The sequence below is a fragment of the Neisseria sicca genome, from assembly GCF_014054945.1.
Classification (GTDB): domain Bacteria; phylum Pseudomonadota; class Gammaproteobacteria; order Burkholderiales; family Neisseriaceae; genus Neisseria; species Neisseria sicca.
Map to the genome: position 1 here is coordinate 352,239 of NZ_CP059566.1, position 15,147 is coordinate 367,385.

The following is a 15,147-nucleotide window of genomic DNA, read 5'->3' on the forward strand; positions in this document are numbered from 1 at the left end:
TTGTTTCAACTGTCAGAATAATATAAAGCAACTGCGTAGCGTGGGCTCTGCCCGCGAATAAATCAAATAAACATTGCAGGAAAGAAGAAAATGGCAAAATTTTTAAATACCAGCGGTACAACGTATTACTTGGAGGAGTTAATTAAAAATGCACAGGAACGGCTTTATTTGATTAGCCCTTATCTAAAATTAAACGATAGGGTAAAAGAGCTTTTAGAAGACAAAGACCGCATGAAAATCGATGTGCGGATTGTAATGGAGAATATAAATTACTTGAAACTATAGCACAGCAACTCGGAAATAATCGTAATGTATCAGGTAGAATTGATCTATTTACAGAATTAAAGGCCTGTCAATCTTGCAGCAATGTTATTTTAGAGTTTAGAAATCGCTATCCAAATATTCAATTAAATATTTTTACAGGAAAATAGAATCATGGAAAAAATAAAAAATTATATAGAATTCAAGAAATTATTTAAAAATATAACGGAAAAATTTGTCAGAGATTTAGATATAACATTAATTGAAGCAGCTGAATATTCTATAATTGAATTCGAAATTTATTTATCTGAATATCCGGAAGATAGTACATTTATTTTTACAGCATGGGCAATCTATCTGTTAGAAAATAACTGTCTCAATGAAAGAGGAAAAGATAATTTTTTCATCGCGGAAATGAAAAAATGTTATCAACAAACTAATTTGGATAGAATAAAATCTATCTATTCTTCGAGTGACTATCATATTTTTGCTAAGGATGTAAACAAGATTCAACAAACATTTAAATTAAATCTTGCCAATATCATGCAGCAAGAGTAGCAACTGTATTTTTAACCCCGTCGGGCAAAAATACCAAAAACGGTAAATCACTAAAAATACTTTTATACCGCCGCAGCAGCAAGCTGTAGCCTGCATGAAACCTAAAATCCATGCGTAAGGTGTGTGCTCCAGCATGCACGCGTTCCATGATTTACGGCTCAATACCGTCTGAAAAGCTCACAATTTTTCAGTATGGTAAAAGTGAATTGCAGCCATCAGAGGCAGCTTGGTTGAAAAATTTAAATTATGTTCGTACAAGCTATTGTCCGAATCTTCATGCAAAATGTTACGTCAGCGAAGATGCTTGCATTATTACAAGCCTGAATTTATATGAATTCAGCCAAGTAAATAATAATGAAATGGGTATCTTGCTGAAACGTAGTGAAGATGGAGAAGTCTATCAAGATGCTTATAGCGAAGCGCAGCGTATTATCCGTATTAGCGACGAAGTTAAGATTTCAGTTGACGTAGTAGAAAAAGAGCAAGTTTCGCAGAAAAATCAGAATATAGAAATTGCTAAAAAATACGATACGTTGACTGTCGCTAAGCTGGCAGAAAAATGGGGCGTAACAACGGAAGAATGCAATGCGAAACTGTGTCATGCAGGCTTGCAGGAAATAGACGGTAAGTTCTACCGTTTGACAGATACAGGTAAGAAAGCCGGTGGGCTTATCAAAAAAGGACGTTACGGATATTTTATTGTGTGGCCGGATAGTTTGACATTGGAAATGGTCGAAGCGGCTGGCAATAATCAGAAAGATTTGCTGGATAAGTTTATTAGCTGGCTTATCAGTTAAATTTTTTACAATTATTAAAAGTATAGGTCGTCTGAAAGCAATCCGTACTTTTCAGACGACCTTAAAACCCAAATAGAGGAATACCCCAAGCATGTACCGTTACATCCTCCACCGCCTATTACTCTTAATCCCCACGCTGTTGGGGATTTTAGCGATTACTTTTGCCGTTATCCAATTCGTGCCGGGCGGGCCGGTGGAGCAGATGGTGCAGCAGTTGACGCATGGTGCAGTCAGCGGCGAGACGGCGACTGTGGTGGCGGGCGATACGATGAAACATGGCAACCGCATCAGTCCGGAAGATTTGGCGGCGTTGAATGCGCTGTACGGTTTCGACAAGCCGCCGCTGACTCGGTTTGCGGATATGATGTGGCGGTTTGCCCGTTTTGATTTGGGCAATAGTTTTTTCCATCATGAAACCGTGTTCGAGCTGGTCAAACAGAAAATGCCGGTGTCGATGAGTTTGGGCTTGTGGACGTTTTTCCTGACTTATCTGATTTGTATTCCGTTGGGCATTGCCAAGGCGGTGCGCGACGGCAGCCGTTTTGATGCGGTAACGGGGATGGTGGTGCTGGTCGGTTATACCATACCGCCGTTTGTGTTGGGTTTGGTGCTGCTGGTGTTGTTCGGCGGCGGCAGCTTTTTTGCGTGGTTCCCGCAGGGCGGTTTGGTCGGCGATGATTTCGACACGCTGTCGTGGGCTGGCAAAATTAAAGATTATCTGTGGCACATGGCGCTGCCGATTACGGCTTCGGTGGCGGGCAGTCTGGCGGTAACGACGGTGTTGACGAAAAACGTATTTCTTGAAGAAATCCGCCGCCAATATGTCTATACCGCCCGCGCCAAGGGTTTGCCGGAAAAGCAGATTTTGTGGAAACACGTTTTCCGCAACGCGATGATTCCGCTGATTACCGGCTTCCCCGCTGCCTTTATCGGCGCGTTTTTTACCGGCAGCCTGCTGATTGAAACTTTGTTCTCGCTCGACGGGCTGGGGCTGCTTTCCTACGAGGCGGTGATGAAGCGCGATTATCCGGTGGTGATGGGGACGCTGTATGTGTTCACGCTGATGGGTTTGCTGGCGAAATTGGTGTCGGATATTTCTTATTCGTGGGTCGATCCGCGCATTCATTTCGGCGGACAGAAATAGGTCGTCTGAAAAATATGTTTCCAAATCATGACTGATAAACCTTTCCAAACCATGAAAACACACACTTCAAACCCCACTTGGCAGGCCTTCAAGCAACACAAACGCGGCTGGTTCGCGTTGCGGGTTTTAGCCGTTTTGTTCGCCCTCGCGCTGCTTGCGCCTTTGTGGAGCAACGACAAGCCCTTGTGGATACGTTATCAGGGCGAATATTATTTTCCGCTGGTAAACGAATACAACGAAACCGTGTTCGGCGGCGATTTCGACACGCCTGCCGATTACCTCGACCCGCTGATACGCGGCAACATCACGTCAAACGGCAATTACGCCGTTTATCTGCCCAACCCCTACGATGCCGATACGCTCAATGATTTCGACACGCAGCCCGACCCTGCAAGTCCGTCCGAAAGGCACTTGCTCGGCACGGACGACCGCGGTCGTGATGTCTTGGCGCGTTTGGTTTACGGATTCCGTGATTCCCTATTGTTCGCCCTTGCGCTGACTTTGGTAACGACCGTAATCGGCGTGATCACCGGCGCGGTGCAGGGTTATTTCGGCGGCAAGACTGACCTTTTGATGCAGCGTTTTATCGAAATCTGGGGCGGGATGCCGGAGCTTTACCTGCTGATTATCCTGTCTTCGTTTTTTAATCCCAGTTTGTTGATTTTGCTGGTGTTGCTGTCGCTGTTCGGTTGGATGGGGCTGTCGGACTACGTCCGTGCCGAGTTTTTGAAAAACCGTCAGGCAGATTACGTTTTGGCGGCGCGTTCGATGGGCGTGGGCAACCGCGCGATTATGTGGCGGCACATCCTGCCTAACAGCCTGACGCCCGTATTGGCGTTCCTGCCTTTCCGCATCTCCGGCGCGGTGCTTGCGCTGACCAGCTTGGATTTCCTCGGTTTGGGCGTTCCCGCGTCGCAGGCGAGCTTGGGCGAACTCTTGGCGCAGGGCAAGGACAACTTGGACGCTTGGTGGATAGGCTTGTCCACCGTCGGTACGCTGACGGTTATGCTGCTTTTGCTGGTGATGATAGGCGAGGGCTTGCGTCAGGCGTTTGACGTGCGCGCGAGGGGATGATTTTCCGTATTGCGGATGAATATAAAAATAGCCGGCAGCTCATTTTCCTGCTATATAGATGGCTTTTCAGGCCGAGCTTGTTTTCAGGGCGAAAAACCTGTTTATGGGCGCGACCGCAAAAATATTTTACTCACTTAATTTTTGAAGAATTCCAATGAATCAAACACACAACACAAACTTCTACGAAATGCTGGCCGCTGCCTGCCATAAAAACGGCAAAGGTACTGCGGTGTTCAACGACAAAGAAAAAACCACCTACCACGCGCTCAAGCAGGAAGTCGATGCCGTAGCCGCATATCTGCAAAATATGGGCGTCAAATTCGGCGACAAAGTGGCTTTGGCGGTATCCAATTCGCCGGAATTTATCAGCGCCTATTTTGCCGTCTCTGCCATCGGCGCGGTTGCCGTACCGATGAATACGTTTTTGAAAAACAACGAATACGCATATATTTTGAACGACTGCAAAGCGCGGTTTATGTTTGCTTCGGCAGGTTTGCAGAAAGAGTTGAAGGGGCTGAAGAAACAGACCCGCGTCGAGAAAATCATTTGGATAGGCGAGGCGAAAGCGGCGGATGAAGCCGATGTGCGTTTTGAAGAAGCGCGCCGTTTTTCGGGTACGCCCGATTTGAGCCGCCAACCGAAAATCGATGATTTGGCGCATATTATTTACACTTCCGGCACGACAGGCCACCCAAAAGGCGCATTGATCAGCTATGGCAACCTGTTCTCCAACCTTGAAGGCATCGAGCGCATCTTTAAGATTACCAAACGCGACCGCTTCGTCGTGTTCCTGCCGATGTTCCACAGCTTTACGCTGACAGCCATGGTCTTGCTGCCGATTTATATGGCGTGTTCGATTATTTTGGTGAAATCCGTTTTCCCGTTCTCCAACGTTTTGAAACAGGTTTTATTCAAACGCGCGACCGTATTTTTGGGCGTACCCGCGATTTACACCGCCATGAGCAAAGCGAAAATCCCTTGGTATTTCAGATGGTTCAACCGTGTCCGTCTGTTTATCAGCGGCGGCGCGCCTTTGGCGGAACAAACCATCCTCGACTTTAAAGCGAAGTTCCCGCGTGCCAAGCTTTTGGAAGGCTACGGCTTGAGCGAATGCTCGCCCGTCGTCGCCGTCAACACGCCCGAAAGGCAAAAAGCCCGCAGCGTCGGCATCGCCTTGCCCGGATTGGAAGTCAAAGCCGTCAACGACGAATTGGTCGAAGTGCCGACGGGCGAAGTGGGCGAACTCATCGTCAAAGGCGGTTCGGTCATGCAGGGATACCTGAATATGCGCGATGCCACGGACGAAGCCATCGTCAACGGCTGGCTGAAAACAGGCGATTTTGTCACGATAGACGAAGACGGCTTTATCTTTATCGTCGACCGCAAAAAAGACCTGATTATTTCCAAAGGGCAAAACGTTTATCCGCGCGAAATCGAAGAGGCGATTTACAAACTCGACGCCGTCGAAGCCGCAGCCGTCATCGGTGTGAAAGACCAATACGCCGACGAAGAAATTATCGCCTTTATCCAACTCAAAGACGGCGAAACGTTGGATGAAGCCGACGTGCGCGCCCATTTGCGCGGACATTTGGCGAATTTTAAAATCCCCAAACAGATTTACTTTAAAGACGAACTGCCGAAAAACGCAACTGGCAAAGTGTTGAAACGGGTGTTGAAAGAGCAGTTTCAGAAATAATAAGCGTTCAGACGACCTCGGTTTGCGGGTTTGAATCAGAGGTCGTCTGAAAAGCAGAAAGCCGATGTTTGTTGGGCGTGTTTCTTGTTCATCTCAGATATTGGCTTATTGCTTCGTAAAGATTTCTGCCCGTGCGGCGGGTAATGCCGATTTGATTCCACCCGTTTTCCGTTTTCAGACGACCTCGATACCATGACGAAACCCATCCTTGAAATTGAAAACCTAAACGCCTTTTTCCCCGGCAAGCAAGTCCTACACGATGTCAGCCTGACCGTACAGGCCGGCAGGAAACTGGCATTGGTTGGTGAGAGCGGCAGCGGTAAAACCGTGCTGGCGCAGGGCATTATGCGGCTGAATCCGCTGGTGTCGTTTGAAGGTCGTCTGAAGTTTGACGACAACGATTTGCTGACCCAATCCGAACGCGCCCTGCAAAAGCTGCGCGGGCGGGAAATAGGCATGGTGTTTCAAGAGCCGATGACCGCGCTTAACCCCGTGATGCGCGTCGGCGCGCAGATTGCCGAAGTGCTGACCCTGCATCTGGGCTTGGACAAAAAACAGGCATGGGCGAGGGCGGTCGAACTCTTGGCGGAAACCGGCATCCGCGAGCCGGAGCAGAAAGCCTTTGCCTATCCCTTCCAGCTTTCCGGCGGACAGCGGCAGCGGGCAATGATTGCGATGGCGGTTGCCGCCGAACCCAAGCTCCTGATTGCCGACGAACCGACCACCGCCTTGGATGTCGCCGTGCAGGCGCAGATTCTCGATTTGTTGGCGCGTTTGCAGCAGGCGCACAACATGACCATGCTCTACATCACCCACGACCTGAACCTTGTCCGCCGCTTTGCAGACGACGTCGCCGTGATGTGTGGCGGACGCATTGTCGAAACGGGTGCAGCGGCGGAAGTGTTCGCCCGTCCGCAACACGAATACACGAAAATGCTGTTGAACGCCGGTGCCGCGCGCAAGGTCGAACCTTTGGCGGGCAATCCCGCCACCGTCTTGCAGGCGGAGCAGCTTTCCGTTGCCGTCAAAGAAACGGCGGGCTGGTTCAAAAAACGCAGCAAAACCCTGCTGGAACCGGTTTCCTTCGATTTGAAAGCGGGCGAAACCCTGGGCATCATCGGCGAGAGCGGCTGCGGTAAAACCACGCTGGCAAAAGCCGTGATGCACCTTATCGACGCGGAAGGTCGTCTGAAAATCAACGGCGAAGCCTGGACGCGCGAATCAAGGCGCGACATCCAAATGGTGTTCCAAGACCCCTTCGGCGCATTCAACCCGCGCATGAACGTCTTTAATATTGTTTCCGAAGCCCTGCGCGTCCACGAACCCGATTTGTCCCGCGCAGAAATGCGGCAGCGCGTGCAAGACGTATTGCGGCAGGTCGGTCTGCCCGAAGACGCACTCGAACGCTATCCGCACGCCTTTTCCGGCGGACAACGCCAGCGGCTCGCCATCGCCCGCGCCATCATCGTCCGCCCGAAAATCCTCGTTTTGGACGAACCCACCAGCGCGCTCGACGTACAATGGCAGCAACAGATTCTGGAGCTGCTCGCCGATTTGCAGAAAAAACACGGTCTCAGCCTCATCATCATCAGCCACGACCTCGCCGTCATCCGCGCCCTGTCGCACCGCGTGATGGTGCTGAAAGACGGCAAAATCGTCGAAGAGGGCGGCTGCGAAACCGTATTTGCCAACCCTTCCAGCGATTACACGCGCCATCTGATGAGCTTTAGGGCAGGCTGAACTGCCGGATAGGTCGTCTGAAAAAACATTAGCCAATCCCGATGGCAACCTTACAAAAAAGCTATTACACTTTTGCGACACTTGAAATTTTCAGCCCCAAGCCCTATCCTGCACAACATCTGATTCAATTTGACACAAAAAGGAAAAACTCATGAGCAGCGAACTGATTATCCACACCTCCGATGCAAATTTCGAACAAGACGTTTTGAAATCCGACGTACCCGTATTGCTGGACTTCTGGGCACCTTGGTGCGGCCCTTGCAAAATGATCGCTCCGATCTTGGACGACATCGCCGCCGAATTTGAAGGTCGTCTGAAAGTCGTCAAAATCAACATCGACGAAAACGAAGCCACCCCCGCCAAATTCGGCGTGCGCGGTATTCCGACGTTGATGGTGTTCAAAAACGGCGAAAACGTCGCCACCAAAGTCGGCGCTTTAGCAAAAGGTCAATTGACCGCATTTGTAAACGCTTCTTTGGCTTAAGTTTCAACAACGCAAAAGGTCGTCTGAAAATGTTCAGACGACCTTTTTGTATGTTTGGATTTTAGGGAAACGGGATGCTTTGCCTGTTCTCTTCTTTATCGTTTGAGGATTTCGGCAAACGGGCATTGCCCGATTAAATTCGTTTTAATCTGCGCCAAAAAGGTCGTCTGAAAACCTAGTATCAGGTTTTCAGACGACCTTTCGTGTGTTCACGCCTTATTTGAACATTTATTCCTTGCGTTGCAAAACGGCGGCGAAGAATCCGTCGGTTTGGTGTTTCGCCGAATCGAGGCGCAGGTATTTGCCGGTGTTCAAATCAATTTTCAAAGCGGCGAGCAGCTCGGCGCAGTCGAACAGTTCGTATTCCGGGTGTTCTTTCAAAAAGCGTTCGACCTGCATTTCGTTTTCTTCGGGCAACACGCTGCAAGTGGCGTAAACCAGCCTGCCTTGCGGTTTGACCAGTTTGGCGGCGGCATCGAGGATGCTGTGTTGCTGCTCCAAAAGTTTGGCGACGGTTTCGGGCGACTGGCGGTATTTGAGGTCGGGATTGCGGCGCAGTGTGCCTAAGCCGGAGCAGGGGGCATCGACCAAAACGCGGTCGGCTTTGCCGGTGAGGCGGGCGATGCGGCTGTCGTGTTCGCTGCTGATGCGTTCGGGGTGGATGTTGGTCAGTCCGGCGCGGGTCATGCGGGGCTTGAGGTTGGCAAGGCGTTTTTCGGCGATGTCGAAGGCGTAGATTCTGCCTTTGTTTGCCATTTGCGCGCCGACGGCGAGGGTTTTGCCACCTGCGCCGGCGCAGAAATCGACGATGATTTCGCCGCGTTTGGCACCGACGAGCAGGGCGAGGAGCTGGCTGCCTTCGTCTTGGACTTCAAGTGTGCCGTCTAAAAACAATTCGTGTTTGTTGAGGGCGATTTTGTTTTTCAGGCGGATGCCCCAAGGGGAATAGGGCGTGGCTTCTGCATCGGGGCTTTCGGCTTGAAGCAGCGGCAGCACCTTGTCGCGTCTGCCTTTAAGCGTGTTGACGCGGATGTCGAGTGGCGCGGCTTGGTTGGTGCTGCGGCCGAAGGCGAGGATTTCTTCGTCGCTAAAATGTTTTTGCAGTTGCTCCACCAGCCATTGCGGTAATTCGGCGGCGGTATGGAGGTCGTCTGAAAATTCGGTTTTGCGCGCTTTGAGGCTGCTGAGGAACTCGGTTTCTTCTTCGTCGAGCAGGTCTTTGATTTGGCTGATGTTGGTGCTTCTGCCGAGGACGAGCGCGGCAAGTGCGGCTTTGCGCGGCTGGGCATGCGGGCGGCGCAGGACGGCACTGATTTTTTGATAATGGCGCAGGGCGGCGAAGGCGGTTTCGGCGATTTCGTGGCGGTCTTGCCTGCCGAGTTTTTTGTGTTTGCGGAAGTAGGCGGACAGAACGGCATCGGCAGGCTGTTTGAAGGTCAGCATGTCAGCCAGCACTTTGGCGGTATGGTCGAGTTGGATCGGGGTCATGGTGGGTTCGCAATCGGGGGAAAAGGCTTGGATTATACTGGAAAGGTCGTCTGAAAACGTTGAATCAGGTTTCAGACGACCTTCATGATGCGTTCGATTTCATGCCAAAAGCCGTCGGGGCGCAATTCGAGTTTGGCGATTAAGCCGCTTTCGATTTGGCGGACGTCATGGTCGGACAGGATTTGCGCCTCGGCAACGCGGGCGGGGGCAAGGTATGCCATGCGGTCGATGAGGTGGTAGCGTACTCCTTCGGCGGTCGGATATGCCGACCAGTCTCGGATAAAGACGCCGCGCCAGCAGTATGGGTTCAGCGGGGCTTCGGCGGAATCTGCGCCGACGGGGAAAAAGCCGATGCCGCGTATGATTGAGGCGGGTTGCGGCGCGTCGGGGAGACGGTTTTGCCGCAGGGTTTCGCTGCCTTCGGGGGATTGAAGCAGGGCGAGTTGGCGGGGCAGTTTGGCGGCTTTGGCGGCGAGAGTGTCTTTGGGATTGAGTCCGCACAGGTCTGCGGATTTGCCGCTGCCGCTGCCGTAATATTTGCAGGTCAGTTCGATATGATAGGGTTTGCCGTTGATGGAGGCGATGAAATCGGCGGCGCCTTGCGTGAGGTCGTCTGAAAACACGGGCAGGTTATAGGCGTGCAATTCGGTATGCGGCGCATGGGCAAACCAAAATGCGAGCAGGTGTTCGGCGTAGATGCCGAGTCGGTTGCCGAAGGGGGCGTGTTCGGCGAGATAGTCGTCTAAGGGGGCGGGATTGCCGTCCAAATCCAAAAGATAGCGGAAGCCGTGTTCGCCCAATAGTGTGCGGACGCTCAATTCGCAGCCGCTTTGCCAAAGCGGCGGAGCAGTCAGCAGAGTGGCGAGGGCGCGGACGGACGGGTTGGTGAGTTTCCACCATAGGGCATCTAGGGCGTAGTTCATGGGGCGGTGCGGATGTCGGGAAGGTGATGGATTTTATAATATTGAGCATGAAGTTGAAACCTGTAAGCCGCTGTACCGTCTAAGCAGCAATTGTTTTTCCCATTCAAGATATAGTGGATTAACTTTAAACCAGTACGGCGTTGCCTCGCCTTAGCTCAAAGAGAACGATTCTCTAAGGTGCTGAAGCACCAAGTGAATCGGTTCCGTACTATCTGTACTGTCTGCGGCTTCGTCGCCTTGTCCTGATTTAGTTAATCCACTATATTGAATAAGTTGGCAATCGGGCGGTAACGTTCTCCCTATTAAAAAAGGTCGTCTGAAAACGCTTTAGCGAGACTTGCTATCGGTTTTCAGACGACCTTTGTTTTGAAACGGTTGTCATCCGTTCGGGTTTGTGTTGAAGGTTTTGCAGACGGATTGCTTGGGGAAAAGGTGGCTAGTTGCTTAACACATCGTGTTTTTTAGTTAAGACATATTGATAGACTTCTTCTACCGCCGCTTCGTCATAGCTTTTGCCAAAACGCTTTTTGTAGCCCAAGTCATAGAGTTTGACGTGGTGTTCTTCTGAAATTTCGACGCCTACGTTTTCCAAACACGACTTGGCGCAATGCAGATGGCAGCCGTCGATGACCAGCATCGGCCTGCCGGACTGCGCTTTGCGTACTAAAGGTGCGACTTTGCCTCCCACGCCGGAAATGCACGACATTTCAAATTCGCCGGCGTGATCGAGTGCTACGGCGGTATTGTTGGCAAGTTGCGCTACGTCAGAACATCCGGAACAGGAATAAATCAACGGAAGTTCGCTGCGGTTGGGCATTTTTAATCTCCTCTTTAGACTGTTTCATTTTGTATAGTGGATTAAATTTATAGTGGATTAACTTTAAATCAGGACAAGGCGACGAAGCCGCAGACAGTACAGATAGTACGCCAAGGCGAGGCAACGCCGTACTGGTTTAAAGTTAATCCACTATATGTGTATTTTAATCCATCAATAATCGGTAAAGCACGCTCAGATTGAAGCAGGCCTGACAAAAGTGGTCGGATTTTCTGCCATGCCGGGTTGGATTCGGGATGCCTGAAGGTCGTCTGAAAATATTTTAGCAAAACTTGCTGTCGGTTTTCAGACGACCTTTTCTTTGGGACTGGGCTATGCTTTGTCTTCTTCGTTTTCCACCGCTTTGGGCGGAACGGGTGCGAACCAGCCGACCAAGAGCAGCAGCACGCCGACGATGATGAAGGAGGCAATGCGGGCGATGCCGCCGCTGTTGGCAAGCTCGATGAGGAAGAGCTTGACGACGACGACGGCCATCAGCGCTGCGCCGGTCATCCAGAAGGGGCGCAGTTTGCGGCGGTTGCCGTACACCATCAGGATGATGGCGGTAACCGCCCACACGACGGAGAGGCTGGCTTGCAGGCCGAAGGATTGGAGCATGATGTCGAGGCGCCAAGTGATGCCGTCGTAGAAGTGCCACAGCCGCATCACGCCCGCGCTGATGACCATGAATGCGAGGGCGGCGACGCCGGGCGCGTTCACGCGGCGGTATTCTGCAGGCAGAGCTTCGGGCAGGGACTTCAGGGCGAACCACAGCATTCCGGCGCAGGCGAGTTCCAGCGGGTTAAGCAGCGGGATATACGGCAACGGCGTGGGTTGGAACGGAGTAGAGAAGTTCGTCCATATCATCCAACTTGCCGCGGCAAGGGCGGCTATCGGCAGGGCGGAATGCTGATAGGCGGATTGATGTCGTCTGAAAAAGCCGCGCTGCCGCTGCGTATGAAGGACGACCCACATGATCAGCGGTACGGCAAGCCACGAGAGCTGCGACCAAACGCCGTCGACGAGTTCGCCGACATACATTCCCGACCAAAGCGACCAAAGGATGCCGAGCATGATGATGTTGAGTTTGTGCAAGCCGATAGGCGCATTGGTTCGGCGGTTATTCAGGATGACGAAGTTCAACACGGTGGCGGCGGCAAGCGGCAGGGCTGCGGCGGCCGTCCATAGGTGTTCGAGATGATAGCCGATGAAGTGCAGGGCAAACAGGGGCAGGAATGCCAAGGTCGTCTGAAAAAGCTCTTTCCAGTTCAAACGGTTGGCAAGCAACAGCAAGGTGGTGAATATCGGCAATGCCCAAAGCTCGATAAACAGGGTTTCTTCGCCCGTCCATTGGGTGTAGGTGGCGAAGCCGCCCAACATCAGGGCGATAACGAGGATAGCCCAGCCCGCAATTTGCGAGAACGGGAGGGATTTGTCTTGTTTGTCTTGGTTTTCAGATAATTCGGTTTGGACGCGCGGGTATTGCAGCATGTAGGCTGCAGCAAACAGCAGTGGCGCGGCGGCAAAGAGGTGCCAGTGTGTCAGGAAGCCGTTGGGTTCATTATTAATCGAGGCTTGGAAGAGCAGGATAAATATTGCATTGCCCAAGGCGAATGTGCTGAACACGTCCGACTTGCCTTTGCCTCGGCAGAACGCCCAAGCCGCCACCAAAGCAGAGAAAACGATGATGCTGCCGCGTTCCGCGAAAAACAGTAAAGGCAGGATGGATGTGTAGAGCAGGGCGGCGCAGAGGGTTGCGTTTTGAAGCGTGTGTTCCCAGTGTGCCGAGCCTTTACGGCGGTAGAAATGCCATTGCAGGTAAATTGCCGCGCCGCCGAACAGGGTCAGCAGGGTGGTGAACCATTGACCTTGCAGGATGGTGGATTCTCCCTCCTGATAACCGCTCAGTTGGGTCAGCGCCGCCAGCAGATACACGACGAGCGCACCCAGACGCATATGCGGACGCTGTTGGCGCAGTCCGAAGAAATACACGAGCGCGGATTCTACCGTCCACAGGATGACGGTGTTGCCGCGTTCAAAGTAAAGCGGAACGGCGAGCGTGAGGAAAAGCAGCGACAGGGCAACAAACGCCTGACGCAGGATATACAAACCCTGTTGCCGTTTCAGCATCAGTGCGGCAAGCCCGTAAACGGCGGCGAAGCCCAGCGCGGAGAATGCGTCCGCGGACGGCCAGTGTTCCACCATGCGGTATTGCAGTCCGAACGCCGCCGCCATCGTGCCGAACAATAAAGTATGGTCGAGGACGTGGACGCGCAGGCCGTGGGAGCAGAGGTTGTTCCAAATTTCTTCCAGCGTCGCATTGTCGGCAACGGGCGCGAGCGTGTCTTCGCGGTTTTCCGTCAGCTTGCGGCGGGCGAACAGATAGGCGATGAAGGTGTAGAGCAGCCAGTGGTAAATCAGGAAAGGTTCGGTCGTGGCGAAATGCTGCGGCGTATAGCTTTGCATGCCCCACAAAGCGGCGATGGCGAAGGTTCCGGCGAAACCCGTCAGGTTCAGCGGCCGCCATGCCTTAAACCAAGCAATCGCCGCTACGCCGGCATTGAGCAGGGAAAGGTAGGAGAACAGCACCAAATAATTGCCGCTGCCGTCCGATACCAGGATGGGCGCCGCCAGACCGCCGACCAAGGCAACCTGCGCCATAATCTGCGCGTTTTGCCTGATCGCCAGCAACGCCATCAATACGACCATCGCCACCATCAGCACGAACACAATCGGTGCGGGCAGCAGCGGATGCAGTTTCAACGCCGCCAAAGCGGTCAGATACATCACCGCCACACCGAAGCCCTGCAACACCAAGCCGTATTCGCGCTTGCGGCTTTGCAGCTTCCAGCCGCCGATAACCGCCGCCAGACCCGCGCCTGCCACAGTCAGGTAACGCATTTCCACCGGTACATAAATCCGCTCGGAGGCATAGCGCAAGAGGAACGCCAAGCCGAGGAACAGCACCACGATACCGGTTTTCAGCAGCGGATTGCCGCGCAGGAACCAAGCAACAATGGGATTTTCGGAGAATTTCAAATCGAAACCTTCTTCTTTACGGATAACGGTTTCACGAGAATCTGCGTCTGCGTTTTCAGATATATTTTCAGACGACATCGGCACTTCGTTTTCAGACGACGTTTGCAGGACAGGCGCGTCTTGTTTGCGTTCGTCTTCTTGAATAGCGGAAACTTGGGCAGGTGTTTCTACGCTGTCTGCGTACAGAGCAGGTTCGGGCTGTACGGAAGGTTCGGCGGAAACAGGAGGAACAGGTGCAGAAAAAGAGGGGGTGGCAACCGGTTCGATGTGCGGCTCGACAGGCGCATTGTCCGCAGTCGCCGCAGGCTCAACCTTCTCATGAAGTGGCGCAGGGGTCGTCTGAATATCGTCGGCATGTTCGGACAAAACAGCGCGCAGTTTCCTAGCCTGCCCGACTTCTGCTTTATCATGAACGGTTTCTTGTTCCAAAGCCGTCAAACGCAGCTTCAGCAACTCGATTTCTTTTTCCAGGTTTTGCAGTTTTGCATCATGTTCTTCCTGACGCGGTTTGCCGAGTTCCCGCGCAAACAACCATAAAATAGAGCCGAAAATGACGCCGACGGTCATTTCGTCAAGAAAATAGCCAATGAGGATGGGGATGAGTAGGCAGAAATACTGCATAAAACACCTGTCCGATAACGGTAAAAAATATGCCAATTGTAGCATTCTTGTCATGAGAAGGATGTATAGAAGGCGTAACGGTAGGAAAAGCTGTTGTGCGGTAAGCAACATTGTATTTGCAGAATTAATTTACGGTACAAGGTCGTCTGAAAAGCGAAATTGGATTTCAGACGACCTAGTCGATGGGTTTCGTCCTGCTGTTTATCATGAATATAGGCTTTATATCGTGGAATCAGGCGCAAGTCCTGTGAACTTGCCATACTTGATACGGACTATTTATTATAGGCGTTAGCTTCGATAGGGTACGGTTTGTCTAGCCAACAAGTCTCAAGGCTTTTTTGATACCCATATTTTTCGAAAGAAAATCTAATGCCTCATTAACCCAACCATGCTTTGGGTTTCCCGCCAATTTTGTCTCCTCTCTTCGTGGGAGAGGAGATTGAGGATGCTGAAACCCAACCATTTTTAGGGATTCGACCAATTTGTTCCCTCTCCTTATTAGGGTTTC

General features: G+C 51.8%; 13 protein-coding genes and 1 pseudogene. 9 read left to right on the top strand and 5 right to left on the bottom strand.

Annotated features, from left to right (window positions below; all coding sequences use genetic code 11):
- The first annotated feature begins 90 nt into the window (after nucleotides 1–90).
- From H3L95_RS01765 to trxA, 9 genes and pseudogenes are all read left to right on the top strand, one after another.
- Nucleotides 91–285 (top strand): phospholipase D-like domain-containing protein, encoded by a 195-nt coding sequence (locus H3L95_RS01765; protein ID WP_003757858.1) that lies wholly within the window; start codon nucleotides 91–93, stop codon nucleotides 283–285.
- Nucleotides 255–431, top strand: a pseudogene (locus tag H3L95_RS01770) (deaminase domain-containing protein); the annotation flags it as partial. The gene H3L95_RS01765 and the pseudogene H3L95_RS01770, both read left to right, overlap by 31 nt.
- Before the next feature lie 4 nt (nucleotides 432–435).
- The gene (locus H3L95_RS01775) at nucleotides 436–819 is read left to right on the top strand and encodes a hypothetical protein (RefSeq protein ID WP_002219725.1); all 384 of its coding nucleotides are present in this window, start codon (nucleotides 436–438) and stop codon (nucleotides 817–819) included.
- A 146-nt stretch (nucleotides 820–965) separates the two neighbouring features.
- Nucleotides 966–1,616 (top strand): phospholipase D-like domain-containing protein, encoded by a 651-nt coding sequence (locus H3L95_RS01780; protein WP_003757860.1) that lies wholly within the window; start codon nucleotides 966–968, stop codon nucleotides 1,614–1,616.
- A 91-nt stretch (nucleotides 1,617–1,707) separates the two neighbouring features.
- On the top strand, nucleotides 1,708–2,760 hold the full coding sequence (locus H3L95_RS01785) for an ABC transporter permease subunit (protein WP_003757862.1): 1,053 nt from the start codon (nucleotides 1,708–1,710) through the stop codon (nucleotides 2,758–2,760).
- Nucleotides 2,761–2,787: 27 nt separating this feature from the next.
- Nucleotides 2,788–3,834, top strand: a complete 1,047-nt coding sequence (locus H3L95_RS01790) for an ABC transporter permease (protein ID WP_003757864.1) — start codon at nucleotides 2,788–2,790, stop codon at nucleotides 3,832–3,834.
- 154 nt (nucleotides 3,835–3,988) lie between these two features.
- On the top strand, nucleotides 3,989–5,530 hold the full coding sequence (locus H3L95_RS01795) for a fatty acid--CoA ligase (protein ID WP_003757868.1): 1,542 nt from the start codon (nucleotides 3,989–3,991) through the stop codon (nucleotides 5,528–5,530).
- A gap of 192 nt (nucleotides 5,531–5,722) precedes the next feature.
- Nucleotides 5,723–7,270, top strand: coding sequence for an ABC transporter ATP-binding protein (locus H3L95_RS01800; RefSeq protein ID WP_003757871.1), 1,548 nt, complete (start codon nucleotides 5,723–5,725; stop codon nucleotides 7,268–7,270).
- Between the two features lie 151 nt (nucleotides 7,271–7,421).
- Nucleotides 7,422–7,754, top strand: a complete 333-nt coding sequence (trxA, locus tag H3L95_RS01805) for a thioredoxin TrxA (protein WP_003757873.1) — start codon at nucleotides 7,422–7,424, stop codon at nucleotides 7,752–7,754.
- A 228-nt stretch (nucleotides 7,755–7,982) separates the two neighbouring features.
- On the opposite strand, the gene H3L95_RS01810 is transcribed toward trxA, so the two are convergent.
- The 5 genes from H3L95_RS01810 to H3L95_RS01840 all read right to left on the bottom strand — a co-directional run bounded on the left by H3L95_RS01810 (nucleotide 7,983) and on the right by H3L95_RS01840 (nucleotide 14,899).
- Nucleotides 7,983–9,242: an RsmB/NOP family class I SAM-dependent RNA methyltransferase gene (locus H3L95_RS01810; protein ID WP_003757878.1), complete on the bottom strand. Its 1,260-nt coding sequence runs from the start codon at nucleotides 9,240–9,242 to the stop codon at nucleotides 7,983–7,985.
- Nucleotides 9,243–9,313: 71 nt separating this feature from the next.
- Nucleotides 9,314–10,165 (bottom strand): DUF1853 family protein, encoded by an 852-nt coding sequence (locus tag H3L95_RS01815; RefSeq protein WP_003757882.1) that lies wholly within the window; start codon nucleotides 10,163–10,165, stop codon nucleotides 9,314–9,316.
- 436 nt (nucleotides 10,166–10,601) lie between these two features.
- The gene (locus H3L95_RS01825; protein WP_003757884.1) at nucleotides 10,602–10,982 is read right to left on the bottom strand and encodes a putative zinc-binding protein; all 381 of its coding nucleotides are present in this window, start codon (nucleotides 10,980–10,982) and stop codon (nucleotides 10,602–10,604) included.
- Nucleotides 10,983–11,312: 330 nt separating this feature from the next.
- On the bottom strand, nucleotides 11,313–14,639 hold the full coding sequence (locus tag H3L95_RS01835) for a DUF2339 domain-containing protein (RefSeq protein WP_182096192.1): 3,327 nt from the start codon (nucleotides 14,637–14,639) through the stop codon (nucleotides 11,313–11,315).
- A gap of 50 nt (nucleotides 14,640–14,689) precedes the next feature.
- The gene (locus H3L95_RS01840; RefSeq protein WP_241429719.1) at nucleotides 14,690–14,899 is read right to left on the bottom strand and encodes a hypothetical protein; all 210 of its coding nucleotides are present in this window, start codon (nucleotides 14,897–14,899) and stop codon (nucleotides 14,690–14,692) included.
- Nucleotides 14,900–15,147: the final 248 nt, after the last annotated feature.

What these genes read in the sequence shown, in the direction of transcription:
- H3L95_RS01765 (WP_003757858.1), top strand. Translation starts at nt 91, where the DNA reads ATGGCAAAATTTTTAAATACCAGCGGTACAACGTATTACTTGGAGGAG.
- H3L95_RS01775 (WP_002219725.1), top strand. Translation starts at nt 436, where the DNA reads ATGGAAAAAATAAAAAATTATATAGAATTCAAGAAATTATTTAAAAAT.
- H3L95_RS01780 (WP_003757860.1), top strand. Translation starts at nt 966, where the DNA reads ATGATTTACGGCTCAATACCGTCTGAAAAGCTCACAATTTTTCAGTAT.
- H3L95_RS01785 (WP_003757862.1), top strand. Translation starts at nt 1,708, where the DNA reads ATGTACCGTTACATCCTCCACCGCCTATTACTCTTAATCCCCACGCTG.
- H3L95_RS01790 (WP_003757864.1), top strand. Translation starts at nt 2,788, where the DNA reads ATGACTGATAAACCTTTCCAAACCATGAAAACACACACTTCAAACCCC.
- H3L95_RS01795 (WP_003757868.1), top strand. Translation starts at nt 3,989, where the DNA reads ATGAATCAAACACACAACACAAACTTCTACGAAATGCTGGCCGCTGCC.
- H3L95_RS01800 (WP_003757871.1), top strand. Translation starts at nt 5,723, where the DNA reads ATGACGAAACCCATCCTTGAAATTGAAAACCTAAACGCCTTTTTCCCC.
- trxA (WP_003757873.1), top strand. Translation starts at nt 7,422, where the DNA reads ATGAGCAGCGAACTGATTATCCACACCTCCGATGCAAATTTCGAACAA.
- H3L95_RS01810 (WP_003757878.1), bottom strand. Translation starts at nt 9,242, where the DNA reads ATGACCCCGATCCAACTCGACCATACCGCCAAAGTGCTGGCTGACATG.
- H3L95_RS01815 (WP_003757882.1), bottom strand. Translation starts at nt 10,165, where the DNA reads ATGAACTACGCCCTAGATGCCCTATGGTGGAAACTCACCAACCCGTCC.
- H3L95_RS01825 (WP_003757884.1), bottom strand. Translation starts at nt 10,982, where the DNA reads ATGCCCAACCGCAGCGAACTTCCGTTGATTTATTCCTGTTCCGGATGT.
- H3L95_RS01835 (WP_182096192.1), bottom strand. Translation starts at nt 14,639, where the DNA reads ATGCAGTATTTCTGCCTACTCATCCCCATCCTCATTGGCTATTTTCTT.
- H3L95_RS01840 (WP_241429719.1), bottom strand. Translation starts at nt 14,899, where the DNA reads ATGGCAAGTTCACAGGACTTGCGCCTGATTCCACGATATAAAGCCTAT.